The organism is Klebsiella africana (genome assembly GCF_020526085.1).
Taxonomy (GTDB): domain Bacteria; phylum Pseudomonadota; class Gammaproteobacteria; order Enterobacterales; family Enterobacteriaceae; genus Klebsiella; species Klebsiella africana.
Genome location: NZ_CP084874.1, coordinates 1,193,919 through 1,210,440, shown reverse-complemented (window position 1 = coordinate 1,210,440; position 16,522 = coordinate 1,193,919). Strand labels below are relative to the sequence as shown.

The following is a 16,522-nucleotide window of genomic DNA, read 5'->3' as shown; positions in this document are numbered from 1 at the left end:
ACACATTGGGGCTGATTCTGGATTCGACGGGATTTGCGAAACCCAAGGTGCATGCCGAGGGGCGGTTGGCCTCGTAAAAAGCCGCAAAAAATAGTCGCAAACGACGAAAACTACGCTTTAGCAGCTTAATAACCTGCTCTGAGCCCTCTCTCCCTAGCTTCCGCTCTTAAGACGGGGATCAAAGAGAGGTCAAACCCAAAAGAGATCGCGTGGATGCCCTGCCTGGGGTTGAAGCGTTAAATCTAATCAGGCTAGTTTGTTAGTGGCGTGTCTGTCCGCAGCTGGCAAGCGAATGTAAAGACTGACTAAGCATGTAGTGCCGAGGATGTAGGAATTTCGGACGCGGGTTCAACTCCCGCCAGCTCCACCAAAATTCTCCATCGGTGATTACCAGAGTCATCCGATGAAGTCCTAAGAGCCCGCACGGCGCAAGCCCTGCGGGCTTTTTTGTATCTTCAATTCGTCCCGTAAAATCTCAAGAAAACTAATTTAACCTGAACTTTTTAGGCCCATTGATAGGCCCAACGAAAAGCTCTATTGTTTTCGTTGGGCCTAATGTCTCACCACTGGCCACACCGGAAGCGCTGAACCAGAGCTGGTCTGTCGATTTTATGCATGATGCCCTGGTCTGTGCCGTCGTTTTCTCACGTTCAATGTCGTTGATGACTTTAACAGTGAGGCGTTGTCGATTGAAATTGATCTGAATTTGCTAGCGCTATGCGTGGTCCGTATGCTCGACAGGATTGCGGCTATCCGGTCATGCTACGCATGGATAATGGTCCGGAATTTATCTCACTTGCATTGACTGAACGGTCAGAGCAACACGCAGTAGAACTGGAATTTATTCAGCCCGGTAAGCCAACGCCAAACACTTTCATTGGATGTTTTAACCGAACATACCGTACAGAAATACTCGTTTTTATCTGTTCAGAATGCTGAATGAAGTGCGAGAAAACACGGGAATACGGATGCCAGAATATAACTGAAAACGCTCCCCATGAATCACATGACAATATGACGCCGGAGGAAGATCGGCAACACAACTATTGTACCAGGATATCAAAAAACACCTGAAACTAATGCGAGTCTATTTACACTTAGACTTCCAACAATTAATTTTGACCTATAATTAATTATTGTTACATAAACTACAGTTATATTTTACTCCATTGATTTAAATCAATATTTCAACAATTAATTACCTTGAAAGACCAGAACATTCAATACCATACTAAAATCCACCACTTCTCTAAAAAGTTAAATAAAATGAGTTATATTTTCTTTATTTCTGCCGGGCAACTCAAAACAAAGAAAGGGGCAAATATTTCTAATCAGCGAAATATGTACCTTAACTACGGCCTTCTTTCCTTAGCCACTGTAGTAAATAATGCGGGTTATAAGCCCCGTGTTTTTCATGGTAACTTTATGTCGCCAATCAATTTTTTTGAAAAATTAATAGACAATGGTCTATTAAATACACAACATCCAATTTATATATCTATACCAAGTTACTACGCTTTGTCTTGGACAAAGGAACTCACATCCCTTATTAAACATAAGATAAACAACAAAATAATCATCGGTGGACGATGGGTAATCAATGACGACGAAGATCTTTTAAAGGCCGAACTTCCATACATTGATGAGATAATTAGTGGTTTAGGTGAGAATAAAATACTCAAGACCCTTACTGGTAAAACCGACAATAATGACTATAGCTATTTACCACTTAATTATTCATTACTAAATGATCGCAAATATTACCAACCAAGTATTGAAGTATCGAGAGGTTGTGGTAAAGGTTGCTTGTTTTGTCAGGAAAAAGATGAGCTACTAACGAAACTAAAACCACCAAAACTTATCATGGAAGAATACAATGATTTACTGCTTCATGATAATTATCGAACAATGACCCCCTATTTTGAAGCATCCCTTTTTACTCCTACTGAAGAATGGTTGAAAGAGCTTATTGATGTACGTAAAAAAAATCAAAATTTCTTCTCATGGCGTGCTGAATGCCGAGTTGACGCCCTGTCAAACAAAATCATCCCCCTGATGGCCGAAGCAGGCATGCGTGTAATAGATCTTGGTCTTGAGAGTGCCAGTTTAGAGCAATTGCAAAAGATGCATAAAACACCAAAGCCAGAAAATTACTTAAACCGAGCATCCAGACTATTAGAGCTTTGCTTCAAAAATAAAATAAAAACAAAAGTTAATATCATGTTTTACGCAGGAGAAACTGATACTACAATAAGTGAAACTCGTAAATGGTTAAACGCTCACAGAGAATATATTTACGGTGTTTCATGTGGAGTTGTATCTGCGTTCGGCTGGGATCATAACAAACAAAGCTTTATTGACAACCTTATGCAACATGGTGCAACAATATGTCATGAAGAGAGTTTTCTCGGTGTTACAAATTTTCACCTTAGTAACACGTTAAATTATTACAAAGCCTTAGATGAAGCAAAAAAACTCTCCAGAGAATTTATGTCTATGGAGCATTTTTTTAATTTAAAAGCATTCTCATATTATCCACGCGATTTTAGTTTCGAGCAGTTCAAAAAAGAAATCGCCCTCGAGAATGCTAATTATAGCTTCAAATGTGATTAATAATCTGACAACTCAAAAACTCATTAATTAAAGTTGGCAAGCTAAAAAAAACTGCGCTAGAATTGTCCGCTTTATATAAAGCGGACTTAAACAAACGCTGTCTCATATTAAAATAGTTAATCTAAGCGTAAAAACATGGCCATCAACTATCAAAAATATGACGGGTACCGGGGGTGGCTGCCAGTCCGCAGCACTTCCACCAGCTTCCCCCCTGCAGGTGGTCAGCAACGATATTCTCCGCCAGCTGCGCCAGCCTAAATCCTGCCTGGCTCATTTTTATATAGAGCCCCGAGTCATTCACCGCGGCGTTCCCGCTGACAGGTACAGAAAAGGCCTCTTCGTGGCGAACGAAGCGAAATTCATCGGCCCGTCTCGCCTGGCCGGAGAAATATTGCATGGCCCGGTGCAGAGAGCGCCTCCGGTGACGGCGGTACGCCATATTCCCAGAGATAGTCCGGTGACGCGCAGATTAACCAGCAAAAGCGGCCCAGAGGGCGGGCGATCAGGCTGGAGTTGTTCAGCTCTCCCGTTTGTATCACGCCATCAACGCCTTCATGAATGGGATCGACCTGCCGCTCGCTGACGCCGATCGCCAGGTCGTTCTCGGGATAGCGCCGGGAAAAGTTCGGCAGATGCAACACCCCTTACGGGGTAAAACTCACCCGCCTTGTGCTCCGGTTCAGCAGCAACACGCTCTGTTTATGGGCGATATCGTCGCCGCCTGGAGCGATGATCGGCTATTCCGCAACGGACACTGGATTTTTGATGATGCGCCGGACGAGCTACGGACCGTTCACTATGTCGCAGGCGGGCAATTCTATGCCATCGGCAAAGGCAGCAAGTTTGATCATGGGCCGGGTCAGGACTGACCCTCCCCGGTCATGCAGCTCAATGATGAGATACCTGCCCTGCAGAGCGGCTGATACTCCGGCGCCAGACGCCGGGCGCCTGGCCAAACTGGCGCTTAAAGCTGCGGTTGAAGGACTGCTGGGAGTCAAAGCCGAGGGCAATCGCCACGTTGAGGATCGGCTCGTTGCTGTGGGCCAAGCGTTCGATCGACTTTTGCAGCTTTTTCGCCCGAATATATTCTCCGAGGGGCTGCCCGGTATGTTCTTTGAAGATCCGCTGCAGGTGCCACTTCGAATAGCCGGCTCGTCGGGCAACGGTGTCAATATCCAGACGGCTATCAAGATGGTTGTCGATCCAGTCGATCAGATCCTGAATGATGGCGCCAGTGTTCATCATGTTACCCCCTCGCGGCCGGTTAAAAGCATCTTTGTCAATTGCATTTAAAGGTGGCCTGTTTTTACACAAAATGCAAGTTTTATTGTTACATTTAAATCCACGCCAGGATCGCGGTTTTTTATCTCCCCCTGGACCGCACATAAAGTGCAACAATTATTCTTGCACTTAGTTAAGCGCCTTCCTACAATCGCCGCGATAGTGTATTCGAAATTGTTACAGTTTTGTGGCGATGATCGACACAAATGGCCTTAAGCCAGCCCGGACAAAGGAAGTGGCGCGGCCTCTCACGCTGCGTCTTGCCCGGCGGCTACATTTACCGGAATAAAAATAATGAGCCTGCAAAAAACCTGGGGAAACATTCACCTGACCGCGCTCGGCGCGATGATGCTCTCCTTTCTGCTCGTCGGCTGCGACGACAGCGTCGCGCAAAACGCCACGCCTCCCGCTCCGACGGTCAGCGCCGCTAAGGTGCTGGTGAAGTCGATCAGTCAGTGGGATAGTTTTAACGGTCGCATTGAAGCGGTGGAGAGTGTTCAGCTCCGCCCCCGCGTCTCGGGATATATCGATAAAGTGAATTACACCGACGGCCAGGAGGTGAAAAAGGGCCAGGTGCTGTTCACCATAGATGACAGAACCTATCGCGCCGCGCTGGAGCAGGCGCAGGCGACGCTGGCGAGAGCCAAAACGCAGGCCAGCCTGGCGCAAAGCGAGGCGAACCGCACCGATAAATTAGTCCATACCAATCTTGTCTCCCGTGAAGAGTGGGAGCAGCGCCGGTCAACCGCGGTTCAGGCGCAGGCTGATATTCGCGCCGCGCAGGCGGCAGTGGATGCCGCGCAGCTTAACCTTGACTTCACCAAAGTGACCGCCCCTATTGACGGCCGCGCCAGCCGGGCGCTGATCACCAGCGGTAACCTGGTCACCGCGGGCGACACCGCCAGCGTGCTCACCACTCTGGTCTCGCAGAAGACGGTGTACGTTTACTTTGACGTCGACGAGTCAACCTACCTTCACTATCAAAACCTCGCCCGCCGTGGGCAAGGGGCGTCCAGCGATAATCAGGCGCTCCCGGTGGAGATTGGCCTGGTTGGCGAGGAGGGCTACCCCCATCAGGGCAAAGTGGATTTTCTCGATAATCAGTTAACGCCGAGTACCGGCACCATCCGCATGCGTGCGCTGCTGGATAACTCGCAGCGTCTGTTCACGCCGGGGCTGTTTGCCCGCGTGCGTCTGCCGGGCAGCGCCGAGTTCAACGCCACGCTGATCGACGACAAAGCGGTACTGACCGATCAGGATCGTAAATACGTCTATATCGTTGATAAAGATGGTAAAGCGCAGCGACGTGATATTACCTCGGGGCGTCTGGCAGACGGTTTACGCATCGTTCAGAAGGGGTTAAACCCTGGGGATAGCGTCATCGTCGACGGGTTACAAAAAGTGTTTATGCCGGGTATGCCGGTTAACGCCAAAAACGTTGCCATGACCTCCAGCGCAGCCCTCAACTGATCCCTAATCAGAGAATCCAAGACATGGACTTTTCCCGCTTTTTTATCGACAGGCCGATTTTCGCCGCGGTGCTGTCGATTTTAATTTTTATCACCGGGTTAATCGCTATCCCGCTGCTGCCGGTGAGCGAATATCCGGACGTCGTCCCGCCGAGCGTCCAGGTGCGCGCGGAGTATCCCGGCGCCAACCCGAAAGTGATTGCCGAGACCGTGGCGACGCCGCTGGAGGAAGCGATCAACGGCGTTGAAAACATGATGTACATGAAATCGGTCGCTGGCTCCGACGGCGTGCTGGTCACCACCGTCACCTTCCGCCCGGGTACCGACCCGGATCAGGCGCAGGTTCAGGTGCAGAACCGGGTCGCGCAGGCGGAAGCGCGTCTGCCGGAGGATGTGCGCCGTCTGGGGATCACCACCCAGAAACAGTCTCCGACGCTGACCCTGGTGGTGCATCTGTTCTCCCCCGGCGGGAAGTACGACTCGCTGTATATGCGCAACTACGCCACGCTGAAAGTGAAGGATGAGCTGGCGCGCCTGCCCGGCGTCGGCCAGATCCAGATTTTTGGCTCCGGTGAATATGCGATGCGCGTCTGGCTGGATCCCAATAAGGTCGCGGCCCGCGGTCTGACGGCTTCGGATGTGGTGACGGCGATGCAGGAGCAAAACGTCCAGGTGTCTGCCGGACAGCTTGGCGCCGAGCCGCTGCCGCAGGAGAGCGATTTCCTGATCTCCATTAACGCCCAGGGCCGTCTGCATACCGAAGAAGAGTTTGGCAATATCATTCTGAAAACGGCGCAGGACGGCTCGCTGGTCCGCCTGCGCGACGTGGCGCGCATCGAGATGGGTTCCGGCAGCTATGCGCTGCGCTCCCAGCTCAACAATAAGGATGCGGTCGGGATCGGTATCTTCCAGTCGCCGGGGGCAAACGCCATCGATCTGTCGAACGCGGTACGCGCCAAAATGGCTGAACTGGCCACCCGCTTCCCGGAAGATATGCAATGGGCGGCGCCGTACGACCCGACGGTTTTCGTGCGCGACTCCATCCGCGCGGTGGTGCAGACGTTGCTGGAAGCAGTGGTGCTGGTGGTGCTGGTGGTGATCCTGTTCCTGCAGACCTGGCGCGCGTCGATTATCCCGCTGATCGCGGTGCCGGTATCGGTGGTGGGTACCTTCAGCATTCTCTATCTGCTGGGCTTCTCGCTGAATACTCTCAGCCTGTTCGGGCTGGTACTGGCTATTGGTATCGTGGTGGACGACGCCATCGTGGTGGTGGAGAACGTCGAGCGTAATATCGAAGAGGGGCTTGCGCCGCTTGCCGCGGCGCATCAGGCGATGCGTGAGGTCTCCGGGCCGATTATCGCCATTGCGCTGGTGCTGTGTGCGGTGTTCGTGCCGATGGCGTTTCTCTCCGGGGTCACCGGCCAGTTCTACAAACAGTTCGCGGTGACCATCGCCATCTCGACGGTGATCTCGGCCATCAACTCGCTGACGCTCTCCCCGGCGCTGGCGGCCCTGCTGTTAAAGCCGCACGGCGCGAAGAAAGACCTCCCTACCCGGCTGATCGATCGCCTGTTTGGCTGGATTTTCCGTCCGTTTAACCGCTTTTTCCTGCGCAGCTCGAACGGCTATCAGGGACTGGTAGGCAAAACGCTTGGACGCCGTGGCGCAGTGTTTGCGGTGTATCTGCTGCTGCTCTGCGCCGCTGGGGTGATGTTTAAAGTCGTCCCCGGCGGGTTTATTCCCACCCAGGATAAGCTGTATCTCATTGGCGGCGTGAAGATGCCGGAAGGGTCGTCGCTGGCGCGCACCGATGCGGTGATCCGCAAGATGAGCGAGATCGGGATGAATACCGAAGGGGTCGACTATGCGGTCGCTTTCCCGGGGCTTAACGCGCTGCAGTTCACCAACACGCCGAATACCGGGACGGTCTTTTTTGGCCTCAAACCGTTCGACCAGCGCAAACACACGGCGGCGGAAATTAACGCCGAGATCAACGCCAAAATCGCGCAAATTCAGCAGGGCTTTGGCTTCTCCATCCTGCCGCCGCCGATTTTAGGACTGGGCCAGGGTTCCGGCTACTCCCTGTACATCCAGGATCGCGGTGGGCTGGGCTATGGCGCGCTGCAAAGCGCGGTGAATGCGATGTCCGGGGCGATTATGCAGACGCCGGGGATGCACTTCCCGATCTCGACTTACCAGGCTAACGTGCCGCAGCTGGACGTGCAGGTCGATCGCGATAAGGCGAAAGCGCAGGGGGTATCGCTGACCGATCTGTTCGGTACGCTGCAGACCTATCTCGGCTCGTCTTATGTCAATGACTTTAACCAGTTCGGGCGTACCTGGCGCGTGATGGCCCAGGCCGATGGGCCATACCGCGAGAGCGTGGAAGATATCGCCAATCTGCGCACCCGCAATAATCAGGGCGAAATGGTGCCGATCGGCAGTATGGTGAATATCAGTACCACCTACGGGCCGGATCCGGTGATCCGCTACAACGGTTATCCGGCGGCGGACCTGATTGGCGATGCCGATCCGCGGGTCCTCTCTTCTTCGCAGGCGATGACGCATCTGGAGGAGCTGTCGAAGCAGATCCTGCCGAATGGGATGAATATTGAGTGGACGGATCTGAGCTTCCAGCAGGCCACCCAGGGCAACACGGCGCTGATCGTCTTCCCGGTGGCGGTGCTGCTGGCGTTCCTCGTGCTGGCGGCGCTGTATGAAAGCTGGACCCTGCCGCTGGCGGTGATCCTTATCGTGCCGATGACGATGCTCTCCGCGCTGTTTGGCGTCTGGCTGACCGGGGGCGATAACAACGTCTTCGTGCAGGTGGGGCTGGTGGTCCTGATGGGCCTGGCCTGTAAAAACGCCATTCTGATCGTCGAGTTTGCCCGCGAGCTGGAGATCCAGGGGAAAGGCATCATGGAAGCGGCGCTGGAGGCATGCCGCCTGCGTCTGCGCCCGATCGTGATGACCTCCATCGCCTTTATCGCCGGAACCATTCCGCTGATCCTCGGCCATGGCGCGGGGGCGGAAGTCCGCGGCGTCACCGGGATCACGGTATTCTCCGGGATGCTGGGCGTGACGCTCTTCGGTCTGTTCCTGACGCCGGTGTTTTACGTGACGCTGCGGAAACTGGTGACCCGCAGGAAACCGGTCCAGGAGGATCTGCCCGCCTAGCCTGCAGCAGATAATAAAAAACCGCCTTCACAATTGAAGGCGGTTTTTTTTCGTCACCAGAAAATGATTAATGCGCTTTTTTAAAGCGGGCGATCATTTCCGGCACCGGGTCGCAGCCGCTGGTATCGGCGTTTTTGACCGCCTCCAGCGCGCTGGCCACGGTGTGGCGAGCGAGGACGTTTAACGAAGCCTGCTCTGCTTCATCGGCAACCGATTTGAAGTACCAGCAGGCGTTGGCGCTGACCACGCAGCGGGCCGGGACGTCAGGACGCGACGCCCACAGTTTTTTATCTTCGATAACCGAAAGATAGATATCACGCAGGGTGATCTTGTCCGCCGGGCGGCCAAGATGAATAGAGCCGTTGCGGCCAAGCGTGGAGACGATAATGCCGTCACGAGTAAGCGGAACCATTAGTTTACGGATAAAGCTCGGGTTCGCTTCCAGGCCGTAGGCCAGAATCGCACTCGTCGAACGTTCACCCATCTGCTCCGCCATTGCTACGCTGAGAACCATCTGCAAAGCTGTCGGGAAGCGGTAATCTAACATGGTAGTGTCCTGGGTTGCGGTGAATCTTGTTCTTTTTGGCACCGCAGAGGTGAATAAGCAATGAACAACAATATAACAAATACGGGAATTTTTTTGAAGCAATCTGCGGTTAGCCTGCGAAGTAAATTTTCTGATTTCACGGGCAAAGGCGGGCAAACACAGATTCCCTTTCGTACCGTTTTATTGAACGCAAACGCCATCCTTTGGTCCGCTAGCCGCGCCCTGTCGCCCGGCGACCTGTCCACACCAGCGGCGCCTAACCCTGTGGATAACCTGGAGGCAGTTGCCTGGCAGCCGCAGCCCGGGCGGGCTACCGGCTGCCGTTCGTTTTTTGAACAGGGAAAACTCCCCCACCCAGGCTGTGCGCTGAGCGCCAGAGCCACCATCACGGCGGAAGGAAGCCCTACCCCACTCAGTAATTCCACTTCGGTCGCGCCACCGTGTTTTTCTTCAGCAGGTCGCGGAACGCTTTCAGATAGGGCTCATTGCTGCGCCCGCGCTTACAGATGGCCGAGAACGGCGACTGAAAGCCAAACTCGTTGGGCAGCAGCACCCGCAGGCGGTTCTCTTTGATCCACGGCCAGGCGTAATGCTCCGGCAAATAGCCAATATATTTCCCCGAGAGGATCAACAGCAGCTGGGCGTCGACGGTCTCAACGGTGGCGCTGCCTTTGCTGAAGCCCCGGCGGCGCAGGTCACTGGTGTTCCAGTAGCTGCGGGTCACCAGCGGGCACTGGCTGATCTGCTCTTTATCCAGCTGACGGCTGAAGAACATCGGGTGCAGATCGCTGCAGTAGAGCCAGTGCTGTTCGCGGTACAGCGGCTCGCTGATGATGTTATGCACCTGCGAGTTGTAGCTGCCGATGGCCAGGTCGATATGGTTGTTCAGCACCCCGTTCAGTTGCTCCGCCGGGGTGCGAATAATCAGTTTGATATGCACATGGGGAAATTTGTCGCTGAAGCTGCGCAGGACCACCGGCAGCGAGAGCGCCGTTTCGGTCTCGATGGAGTCGAGCGTCGAGATACACAGGGTGCCGCTATGCTCCCCTTTGAGCAGCGCCGACTGCCGCTCCAGCTCATTGAGTTCGCTCAGTACGCGGATCGCCTGCTGTAAAAACTGCTGTCCTTTTTCCGTTAAGGAAAAGCCGCCGCGCCCGCGCTGGCAGAGGGTGAAGCCGAGCTGCCCCTCCAGCTGCGACATCGCATTGCTGATGGCGGAGACCGAAATACCCAGCTCCTGCTGGGCACGGCTATAGCTCTCCAGGCGGGCCACCGCCTCGAAAACCTGCAGCTGGCGAATATTGAGGCTGGCGTCGTTATGCATCGTATTTAGTTCACCAATAAATGAACTGAGTATTTACGCCAGACGATGTAAAGTCCAGCGCGGGTTGCGCACTATCTCTCCTGTTACGTTTCATCCGTCAGAATCAGGAGCAGACATGGATAACCTTTTTCACCAACCGCAGGGTGGCAATGAGATGCCACGCTTCGCCGGCCGCGCCACAATGATGCGCCTGCCGTTTATCGAAGATTTACAGGGACTTGACGCGGCGTTTATCGGCATTCCGCTGGATATCGGCACCTCGCAGCGCTCAGGCACGCGCTACGGACCACGCTATATTCGCGCCGAATCGGTGATGATCCGTCCGTACAATATGGCGACCGGCGCCGCGCCGTTCGACTCGCTGTCGGTGGCCGACATCGGCGATGTGCCGATCAATACCTATAGCCTGCTCAAATCGGTGCAAATTATTGAAGATTACTACACCGGTTTGAATAGTTATCCGCTGATCCCGCTGACCCTCGGCGGGGACCACACCATTACCCTGCCGATCCTGCGGGCGCTGACCAAAAAACATGGTCCGGTGGGGCTCATCCACGTCGACGCCCATACCGATACCAATGATGAGATGTTCGGAGAGAAAATCGCCCACGGCACCACCTTCCGCCGCGCCGTTGAGGAGGGACTGCTCGACCTCAAACGGGTGGTGCAGATTGGCCAGCGCGCCCAGGGCTATGCCGCCGGCGACTTCCAGTGGGGCGTTGACCAGGGCTTTCGCCTGGTGCAGGCGGAACAGTGCTGGCATACCTCGCTGGCGCCGCTGATGGCCGAAGTCCGTCAGCAGATGGGCGACGGACCGGTGTATCTCAGCTTTGATATCGACAGCCTCGATCCCATCTGGGCTCCGGGAACCGGGACGCCGGAAGTCGGCGGCCTGACCTCCATTCAGGCGCTGGAGATCGTCCGCGGCTGCCGCGGCCTGAACCTGATTGGCGCCGATCTGGTCGAGGTCTCGCCCCCCTATGACGTGAGCGGTAATACCTCCCAGCTGGCGGCCAACCTGCTGTACGAGATGCTCTGCGTCCTGCCCGGCGTGAAGTACGCCTGAGGAAGCCGCCATGGAGCTGAAATGCTTTCGCACCCTCTGGGGAGTCACCACCCCCTGGTCGCAAACGCTGGATGAACTGCAGCGCGTCGGCTGCTGCGGTATCGAAGCCCGCGTGCCGTTAATGGTGGCCGAGCGACGGCAGCTCGCCGACCGCCTGCAGGCGTCGGGGCTGGAGTATATCGCCATTCTTTTCAGCGGCGGCGGAGTGCTCCCCGCCCAGCATGAAACGCCAGAGCAGCATCTGGCGCGCCTGCAGACCCGCTTCGCCGAGGCCAGCAGCCTCAACCCGCGCTTTGTCAATCTGCTGGCGGGCAACGATCGCTGGCCGCTGGCGCAGCAGGTCGATTTTCTCGGCAAGGCGCACGAGCTGGCCGCCGGGTTTGGTTTGACCTGCAGTTTTGAAACCCATCGCGCCACCTCGCTGTACAGCCCGTGGCTCACCCTGGAGATCGTTCAGCAACTCCCCCAGCTGCGCTTTACCGCCGACATCAGCCACTGGGTGGTGGTCAGCGAGCGCCTGCTGGATGACCCCTGCGATGACTTCAGCGTCTTTATCGACCGCGTGCATCACGTGCAGGCCCGGGTGGGCTACGACCAGGGGCCGCAGGTGCCGCATCCGGCGGCGCCGGAGTATCAGCCGGCGCTGGCCTTTGCCGAGCGTTTCTGGGAGCAGGTCTGGCATTCACAGCGCCGGCGCGGCTACCCGCAGACCACGCTGACCCCGGAGTTTGGCGCCGACGGCTATCTGCACCACCTGCCGTTCACCAACGTCCCGGTCGCCGATCTCTGGTCGCTCAACGCCTGGATGGCCGCGCGCCAGCAGGCCCACTTTCAGCAGTTTTTATCGCTCACTGAACAGGAACCGCAGCCATGACCGCCGTGAAGCACGCTTTTACTGAACTCCCGACCATCGATATCCGCGATCTGGCCGGCGATGACCTCGCCAGGCGTCAGGCGGTGGCCGACGCCATCGGCCGCGCGGCGCGCGAGGTGGGCTTTTTCTATATCACCGGCCACGGCATCGACCCGGCGCTGATCGCTGGCGTCCGCGAGGCGGCGAAGCAGATCTTCGCCCTGCCGATGGAGGAGAAGATGAACTATTACATCGGCCGATCCAAAAGCCATAAGGGCTACGTTCCGGAAGGAGAAGAGATCTACGGCGCCGGCAAGCCGGACCATAAAGAGGCTTTCGATATCGGCTTCCAGGCGGCGGATGACCATCCGCTGGTGCTCGCCGGTACGCCGCTTATCGGCGCCAACGAGTGGCCCGATCTGCCGGATTTCCGCGCGCGGGTGCTGGCCTACTACGACGCGGTCTTCGCCCTCGGCCACCGCCTGTTCGACGCTTTCGCCCTCGCGCTCGGCCTGCCGGAAGGGTATTTCAAACCGATGGTGACCTGCCCGCCGGCTAAGCTTCGGCTGATCCATTACCCGTTCGACGCCAGCGTCGAAGATGTTCCCGGAATTGGTGCACACACCGACTATGAGTGCTTCACCCTGCTGCTCGCCGACCAGCCCGGGCTTGAAGTCCTCAATGAAGAAAGCGTGTGGATCGATGCACCTCCCGTCAAGAACGCCGCCGGAGAAGAGGCGTTCGTGATCAATATCGGCGACATGCTGGAAGTGCTCAGCGCTGGCACATTTGTTGCTACAGCCCACCGGGTGCGCAAAGTGCCGCAGGAGCGGTACTCCTTCCCGCTGTTTTTCGCCTGCGATTACCACACGCTGATCCGCCCGCTGCCGACCTTTCTCGCCGCCGGCGAAGCCGGTGAATATCAGGAACTCAGCATCGGGGAGCATATGTGGAGCCAGGCCCTGCAAACCTATCGCTACCTGCGCGAAAAGGTCAATCGCGGCGAGCTCCAGCTGCCGGAGCGCGCGCGCGGCACCAATACGTTTGGCCATCTGAAAAAACAGGCACAGCAAAAAAACCCCTAACCCCCCGTGAGGAACCATGATGACTAGCACCCTGAAAAAAATCTCGCGCCGCGTTGCGCTTACCCTCGCCGTCAGCGCCTGTTTTTCCCCTGTCACCCAGGCGGCGGAACTGCTGACCGAAGGCGTCTTTAAGGTGGGGATGGAGGTCACCTACCCGCCGTTTGAGTCCTATGACAGCAATAACAACATCGTCGGTCTCGACCCGGAGTTCGCGACGCTGATCGCCGAGCATCTGCAGGCCAAACCGCAGCTCATCGACACCAAGTTCACCAGCCTGATCCTCGGCATCGGCAAGAAATATGACGCGGTGATCTCCGGGATGTACGTGACGCCGGAGCGCCAGAAGCAGGCCGACGCCATCCCTTACGCCCTCTCTGGCGCGTCGATCATCGCCCTGAAGGGTGGCGCGGTGCAGCCGAAAACCGAAGATGAGCTGTGCGGCGTGAAGGTCGGTCTGCAGGCAGGCACCACCTGGGTGACCAGCCTGAAAAAACACTCCGATGAGTGGTGCCTGAAAAACGGCAAATCGGCCATCACCATTCAGGAGTTCCCGACGGCGCCGGAAGCCTCCCAGGCCCTGCTGTCGAAGAACATCGGCGCCCAGCTAGAGATAGCCCCGGCGGCGCAGATCATCGTCGACAAGAGCCGCGGTCGCCTGGCGATAAGCTCTACGCGTCTGGTCTACCCGCTGCCGCTGGGGATCTACGTCGCCAAAGGCAACACCGAGCTGGCGGAGGCGATCAAGGCTACCCTGGCCACGCTGAAAGCCAACGGCCAATATGCCGCGCTGATCAAAAAATACAACTTAGAAAGCATCGATTAAGACAATAAGCACTGCGCAACAGGAGTCGGTATGGCGTTCGATTGGGGTTACTTTTTTTCATTGTTTAGCATTGGAGCATTCTGGCAGGCGTGCGTGACCGTCATCGTGATCAGCACTCTGTCCTGGGGGATCGGCCTGGTGGTCGGTTTTCTGCTAGCCTGCGCGAAGCTCTCGGCGCCGCGCTGGATCAAGATCCCCGTCGAACTCTATATCTGGTTTTTTCGCAGCGTGCCGCTGATGGTGCTGCTGGTGTTTGTCTACAACCTGCCGCAGCTGTTTCCGGTGACCCAGCCGCTGCTCGGGGTGCCGTTTATCGCCGGGCTGGTGTCAATGACCGTCACCGAAGCGGCCTATATGGCGGAGATCCACCGCGGCGGACTGCTGTCGGTGGCCAAGGGGCAGAGCGAGGCGGGCCATGCGCTGAGCTTCAGCTTTATCGGCATCCAGCGGTTGATTGTGATCCCTCAGGCGTTTCGCATCTCGCTGCCGACGCTGATCAATGAATACATCACCATCATTAAGCTGAGCTCGATTCTGTCGGTGGTCTCCTTACCCGAGCTGCTGCTCACCGGCCAGCGCTTGTATGCGCAAAATTTCCTCGTGATGGAGACCCTGCTGGCGGTGGCGGTGTACTACGTGATGGTGGTTACCGTCTTCACCTGGCTGTTCCGGGCGCTGGAAAATCGTCTCGATATTCAGCGCAAGCGTCCGCAAACCCTCAGCGAGGCGGAATGCCAGGCGCTGCGCCAGAGCCTGCCGGCGCTGACGGAGGAGATCAAAACGCCGGCCGTCAACGGCGCGCCGCCAGCGCTCGATCTGCGGGGCATCCGCAAATCCTGGGGTCAGCATGAGGTGCTGAAAGGCATCGATCTGCAGGTGGAGAACGGGGAGGTGATCAGCATCATCGGCCCATCCGGCTCCGGCAAAACCACCCTGATCCGCACCATCAACGCCCTCGAAAGCCTTGATGGCGGGGAGATCATTCTCTACGGCGAAGACTATCTGAAGGGCGGAGCTATCGTCGACAAACGCCAGATGCGTGCCGGGGTGCGGCGCATCGGCATGGTCTTCCAGAGCTTCAACCTGTTCCCCCACCGCACGGTGCTCGACAACGTGATGCTGGCCCCGCGCTATCACCAACTGCTGGACCAGCCGGTCGCCCGCGAGCAGGCCCTGGCGCTGCTCGACCGCGTCGGCCTGCTGGCCCATGCCCACAAGTACCCCGGGCAGCTCTCCGGCGGTCAACAGCAGCGCGTGGCGATCGCCCGGGCGCTGGCGCTGAAGCCGGACATTATGCTGTTTGACGAGCCGACCTCGGCGCTGGATCCGGAGCTGGTGGGCGAAGTGCTGAAGGTCATTCAGTCGCTGGCCCGCGAAGGTATGACCATGCTGATTGTCACTCACGAGATGGACTTCGCCTTGTCGATTTCCGACCGCGTGGTGCTGATGGAGAATGGCGTGGTGCAGGCCGATATTGCCCCGCAGGTGATCCGCAGCCCGCTGGAAGCCCCTTCTCTGCAACGAATCCGTGAATTTATGGGAGTGCACTAAATGGCAACTGAGCAACACCTGCGCCAGCAGCTGGCCGCCGCCTACCGTCTGGCGGCGCTGTTCGGCTGGGAGGATACCCTCTACACCCACTTCTCCGTGCGCCTGCCCGGCGACGGCGAGCCGCGTTTTTTAATTAATCCCTTCGGCATGATGTTTGACGAAGTCACCGCCAGCAACCTGATCGTGGTGGATATGCAGGGCAAGGTCGTAGAGGGCGACGCGCCGGCTAACTCGGCGGGCTTTACCATCCACAGTGCGGTTCATATGGCCAGGGAAGATGCCCACTGCGTGATCCACACCCATACGCTACCGGGAATGGCGGTGGCCGCCTGCGAGGACGGCCTGCTGCAGCTCAACCAGATCAGCACCGAGTTTTACCAGCGCGTCGGCTACCATCCCTATGAAGGGGTGGCCTTTGACCTCGACGAACGGACACGCATTCAGCGCTCGCTGGGGAATAATATCGCCATGATCCTTCAGAGCCACGGCCTGCTGTCGGTGGGCCGCACCGTGGCCGACGCGTTTTATATCATGTACTACCTGAACCGCGCCTGCGAGATCCAGATGGCCGCCGCCCAGCTGGCGGCCATCAGCCCGATCCACACCATCGCCCCGCACCTCAGCCAGCACGCCTGCGCGCAACTGATGGGTGTGGAGCATGAACGTCAACAGGTCTGGCAGGCGTGGCTGCGCCGTCTTGACCGTCTCGATACCTCTTACAAAGACTAGCGCC

Annotated in this window: 12 protein-coding genes, 1 other RNA gene and 3 pseudogenes; 12 read left to right on the top strand and 4 right to left on the bottom strand. The window is 56.7% G+C overall.

Going from position 1 to position 16,522, the window contains the following annotated elements; genetic code table 11:
• The first annotated feature begins 7 nt into the window (after positions 1-7).
• From ssrA to LGL98_RS05920, 3 genes and pseudogenes are all read left to right on the top strand, one after another.
• Positions 8-370: a transfer-messenger RNA gene (ssrA, locus tag LGL98_RS05930) on the top strand.
• 184 nt (positions 371-554) lie between these two features.
• Positions 555-1,074: pseudogene (locus LGL98_RS05925) on the top strand (integrase core domain-containing protein); the annotation flags it as partial.
• Between the two features lie 192 nt (positions 1,075-1,266).
• Entirely contained in the window at positions 1,267-2,613 is a 1,347-nt protein-coding gene (locus tag LGL98_RS05920) for a B12-binding domain-containing radical SAM protein (RefSeq protein ID WP_136030492.1), read from the top strand.
• 150 nt (positions 2,614-2,763) lie between these two features.
• On the opposite strand, the pseudogene LGL98_RS05915 reads toward LGL98_RS05920, so the two are convergent.
• Positions 2,764-3,248, bottom strand: a pseudogene (locus LGL98_RS05915) (LysR substrate-binding domain-containing protein); the annotation flags it as partial.
• A gap of 30 nt (positions 3,249-3,278) precedes the next feature.
• On the opposite strand from LGL98_RS05915, the pseudogene LGL98_RS05910 reads away from it, so the two are divergent.
• Positions 3,279-3,482, top strand: a pseudogene (locus LGL98_RS05910) (flavin reductase); the annotation flags it as partial.
• Positions 3,483-3,501: 19 nt separating this feature from the next.
• Here LGL98_RS05910 and rarA read toward each other — a convergent pair.
• Entirely contained in the window at positions 3,502-3,855 is a 354-nt protein-coding gene (rarA, locus tag LGL98_RS05905; protein ID WP_168435249.1) for an efflux pump transcriptional regulator RarA, read from the bottom strand.
• A 333-nt stretch (positions 3,856-4,188) separates the two neighbouring features.
• Here rarA and oqxA point away from each other — a divergent pair, with 333 nt between their 5' ends.
• Both oqxA and oqxB read left to right on the top strand, forming a co-directional pair.
• Entirely contained in the window at positions 4,189-5,364 is a 1,176-nt protein-coding gene (gene oqxA / locus LGL98_RS05900; protein ID WP_136030488.1) for a multidrug efflux RND transporter periplasmic adaptor subunit OqxA, read from the top strand.
• 23 nt (positions 5,365-5,387) lie between these two features.
• The gene (oqxB, locus tag LGL98_RS05895) at positions 5,388-8,540 is read left to right on the top strand and encodes a multidrug efflux RND transporter permease subunit OqxB (protein ID WP_000347934.1); all 3,153 of its coding nucleotides are present in this window, start codon (positions 5,388-5,390) and stop codon (positions 8,538-8,540) included.
• A 67-nt stretch (positions 8,541-8,607) separates the two neighbouring features.
• Here oqxB and oqxR read toward each other — a convergent pair whose 3' ends face one another.
• Complete coding sequence (gene oqxR, locus LGL98_RS05890; protein WP_000888203.1) at positions 8,608-9,087, bottom strand: efflux pump transcriptional repressor OqxR; 480 nt, start codon at positions 9,085-9,087, stop codon at positions 8,608-8,610.
• 412 nt (positions 9,088-9,499) lie between these two features.
• Positions 9,500-10,411, bottom strand: a complete 912-nt coding sequence (locus LGL98_RS05885; protein ID WP_004205760.1) for a LysR family transcriptional regulator — start codon at positions 10,409-10,411, stop codon at positions 9,500-9,502.
• A 115-nt stretch (positions 10,412-10,526) separates the two neighbouring features.
• On the opposite strand from LGL98_RS05885, the gene speB reads away from it, so the two are divergent.
• The 6 genes from speB to LGL98_RS05855 are packed head-to-tail and all read left to right on the top strand — an operon-like array spanning position 10,527 to position 16,518.
• Positions 10,527-11,477, top strand: coding sequence for an agmatinase (gene speB / locus LGL98_RS05880; RefSeq protein WP_136030486.1), 951 nt, complete (start codon positions 10,527-10,529; stop codon positions 11,475-11,477).
• Between the two features lie 10 nt (positions 11,478-11,487).
• Positions 11,488-12,351: a sugar phosphate isomerase/epimerase family protein gene (locus LGL98_RS05875; protein ID WP_136030484.1), complete on the top strand. Its 864-nt coding sequence runs from the start codon at positions 11,488-11,490 to the stop codon at positions 12,349-12,351.
• On the top strand, positions 12,348-13,415 hold the full coding sequence (locus tag LGL98_RS05870; RefSeq protein ID WP_136030482.1) for an isopenicillin N synthase family dioxygenase: 1,068 nt from the start codon (positions 12,348-12,350) through the stop codon (positions 13,413-13,415). The genes LGL98_RS05875 and LGL98_RS05870 overlap by 4 nt, the downstream gene beginning before the upstream one ends.
• Before the next feature lie 19 nt (positions 13,416-13,434).
• The gene (locus LGL98_RS05865) at positions 13,435-14,238 is read left to right on the top strand and encodes an ABC transporter substrate-binding protein (protein WP_136030528.1); all 804 of its coding nucleotides are present in this window, start codon (positions 13,435-13,437) and stop codon (positions 14,236-14,238) included.
• A 30-nt stretch (positions 14,239-14,268) separates the two neighbouring features.
• Positions 14,269-15,789 carry an amino acid ABC transporter permease/ATP-binding protein gene (locus tag LGL98_RS05860; protein WP_136030480.1) on the top strand — a complete coding sequence of 507 codons (1,521 nt, stop codon included), beginning with the start codon at positions 14,269-14,271 and terminating at the stop codon, positions 15,787-15,789.
• Complete coding sequence (locus tag LGL98_RS05855) at positions 15,790-16,518, top strand: class II aldolase/adducin family protein (protein ID WP_136030478.1); 729 nt, start codon at positions 15,790-15,792, stop codon at positions 16,516-16,518. It begins immediately after the preceding gene.
• The last annotated feature ends 4 nt before the right edge of the window (positions 16,519-16,522 follow it).

Coding starts and splice junctions, on each gene's coding strand:
- oqxR (WP_000888203.1), bottom strand. CDS start 9,087: ATGTTAGATTACCGCTTCCCGACAGCTTTGCAGATGGTTCTCAGCGTA.
- oqxB (WP_000347934.1), top strand. CDS start 5,388: ATGGACTTTTCCCGCTTTTTTATCGACAGGCCGATTTTCGCCGCGGTG.
- LGL98_RS05860 (WP_136030480.1), top strand. CDS start 14,269: ATGGCGTTCGATTGGGGTTACTTTTTTTCATTGTTTAGCATTGGAGCA.
- LGL98_RS05870 (WP_136030482.1), top strand. CDS start 12,348: ATGACCGCCGTGAAGCACGCTTTTACTGAACTCCCGACCATCGATATC.
- LGL98_RS05885 (WP_004205760.1), bottom strand. CDS start 10,411: ATGCATAACGACGCCAGCCTCAATATTCGCCAGCTGCAGGTTTTCGAG.
- LGL98_RS05855 (WP_136030478.1), top strand. CDS start 15,790: ATGGCAACTGAGCAACACCTGCGCCAGCAGCTGGCCGCCGCCTACCGT.
- LGL98_RS05865 (WP_136030528.1), top strand. CDS start 13,435: ATGACTAGCACCCTGAAAAAAATCTCGCGCCGCGTTGCGCTTACCCTC.
- LGL98_RS05920 (WP_136030492.1), top strand. CDS start 1,267: ATGAGTTATATTTTCTTTATTTCTGCCGGGCAACTCAAAACAAAGAAA.
- speB (WP_136030486.1), top strand. CDS start 10,527: ATGGATAACCTTTTTCACCAACCGCAGGGTGGCAATGAGATGCCACGC.
- oqxA (WP_136030488.1), top strand. CDS start 4,189: ATGAGCCTGCAAAAAACCTGGGGAAACATTCACCTGACCGCGCTCGGC.
- LGL98_RS05875 (WP_136030484.1), top strand. CDS start 11,488: ATGGAGCTGAAATGCTTTCGCACCCTCTGGGGAGTCACCACCCCCTGG.
- rarA (WP_168435249.1), bottom strand. CDS start 3,855: ATGAACACTGGCGCCATCATTCAGGATCTGATCGACTGGATCGACAAC.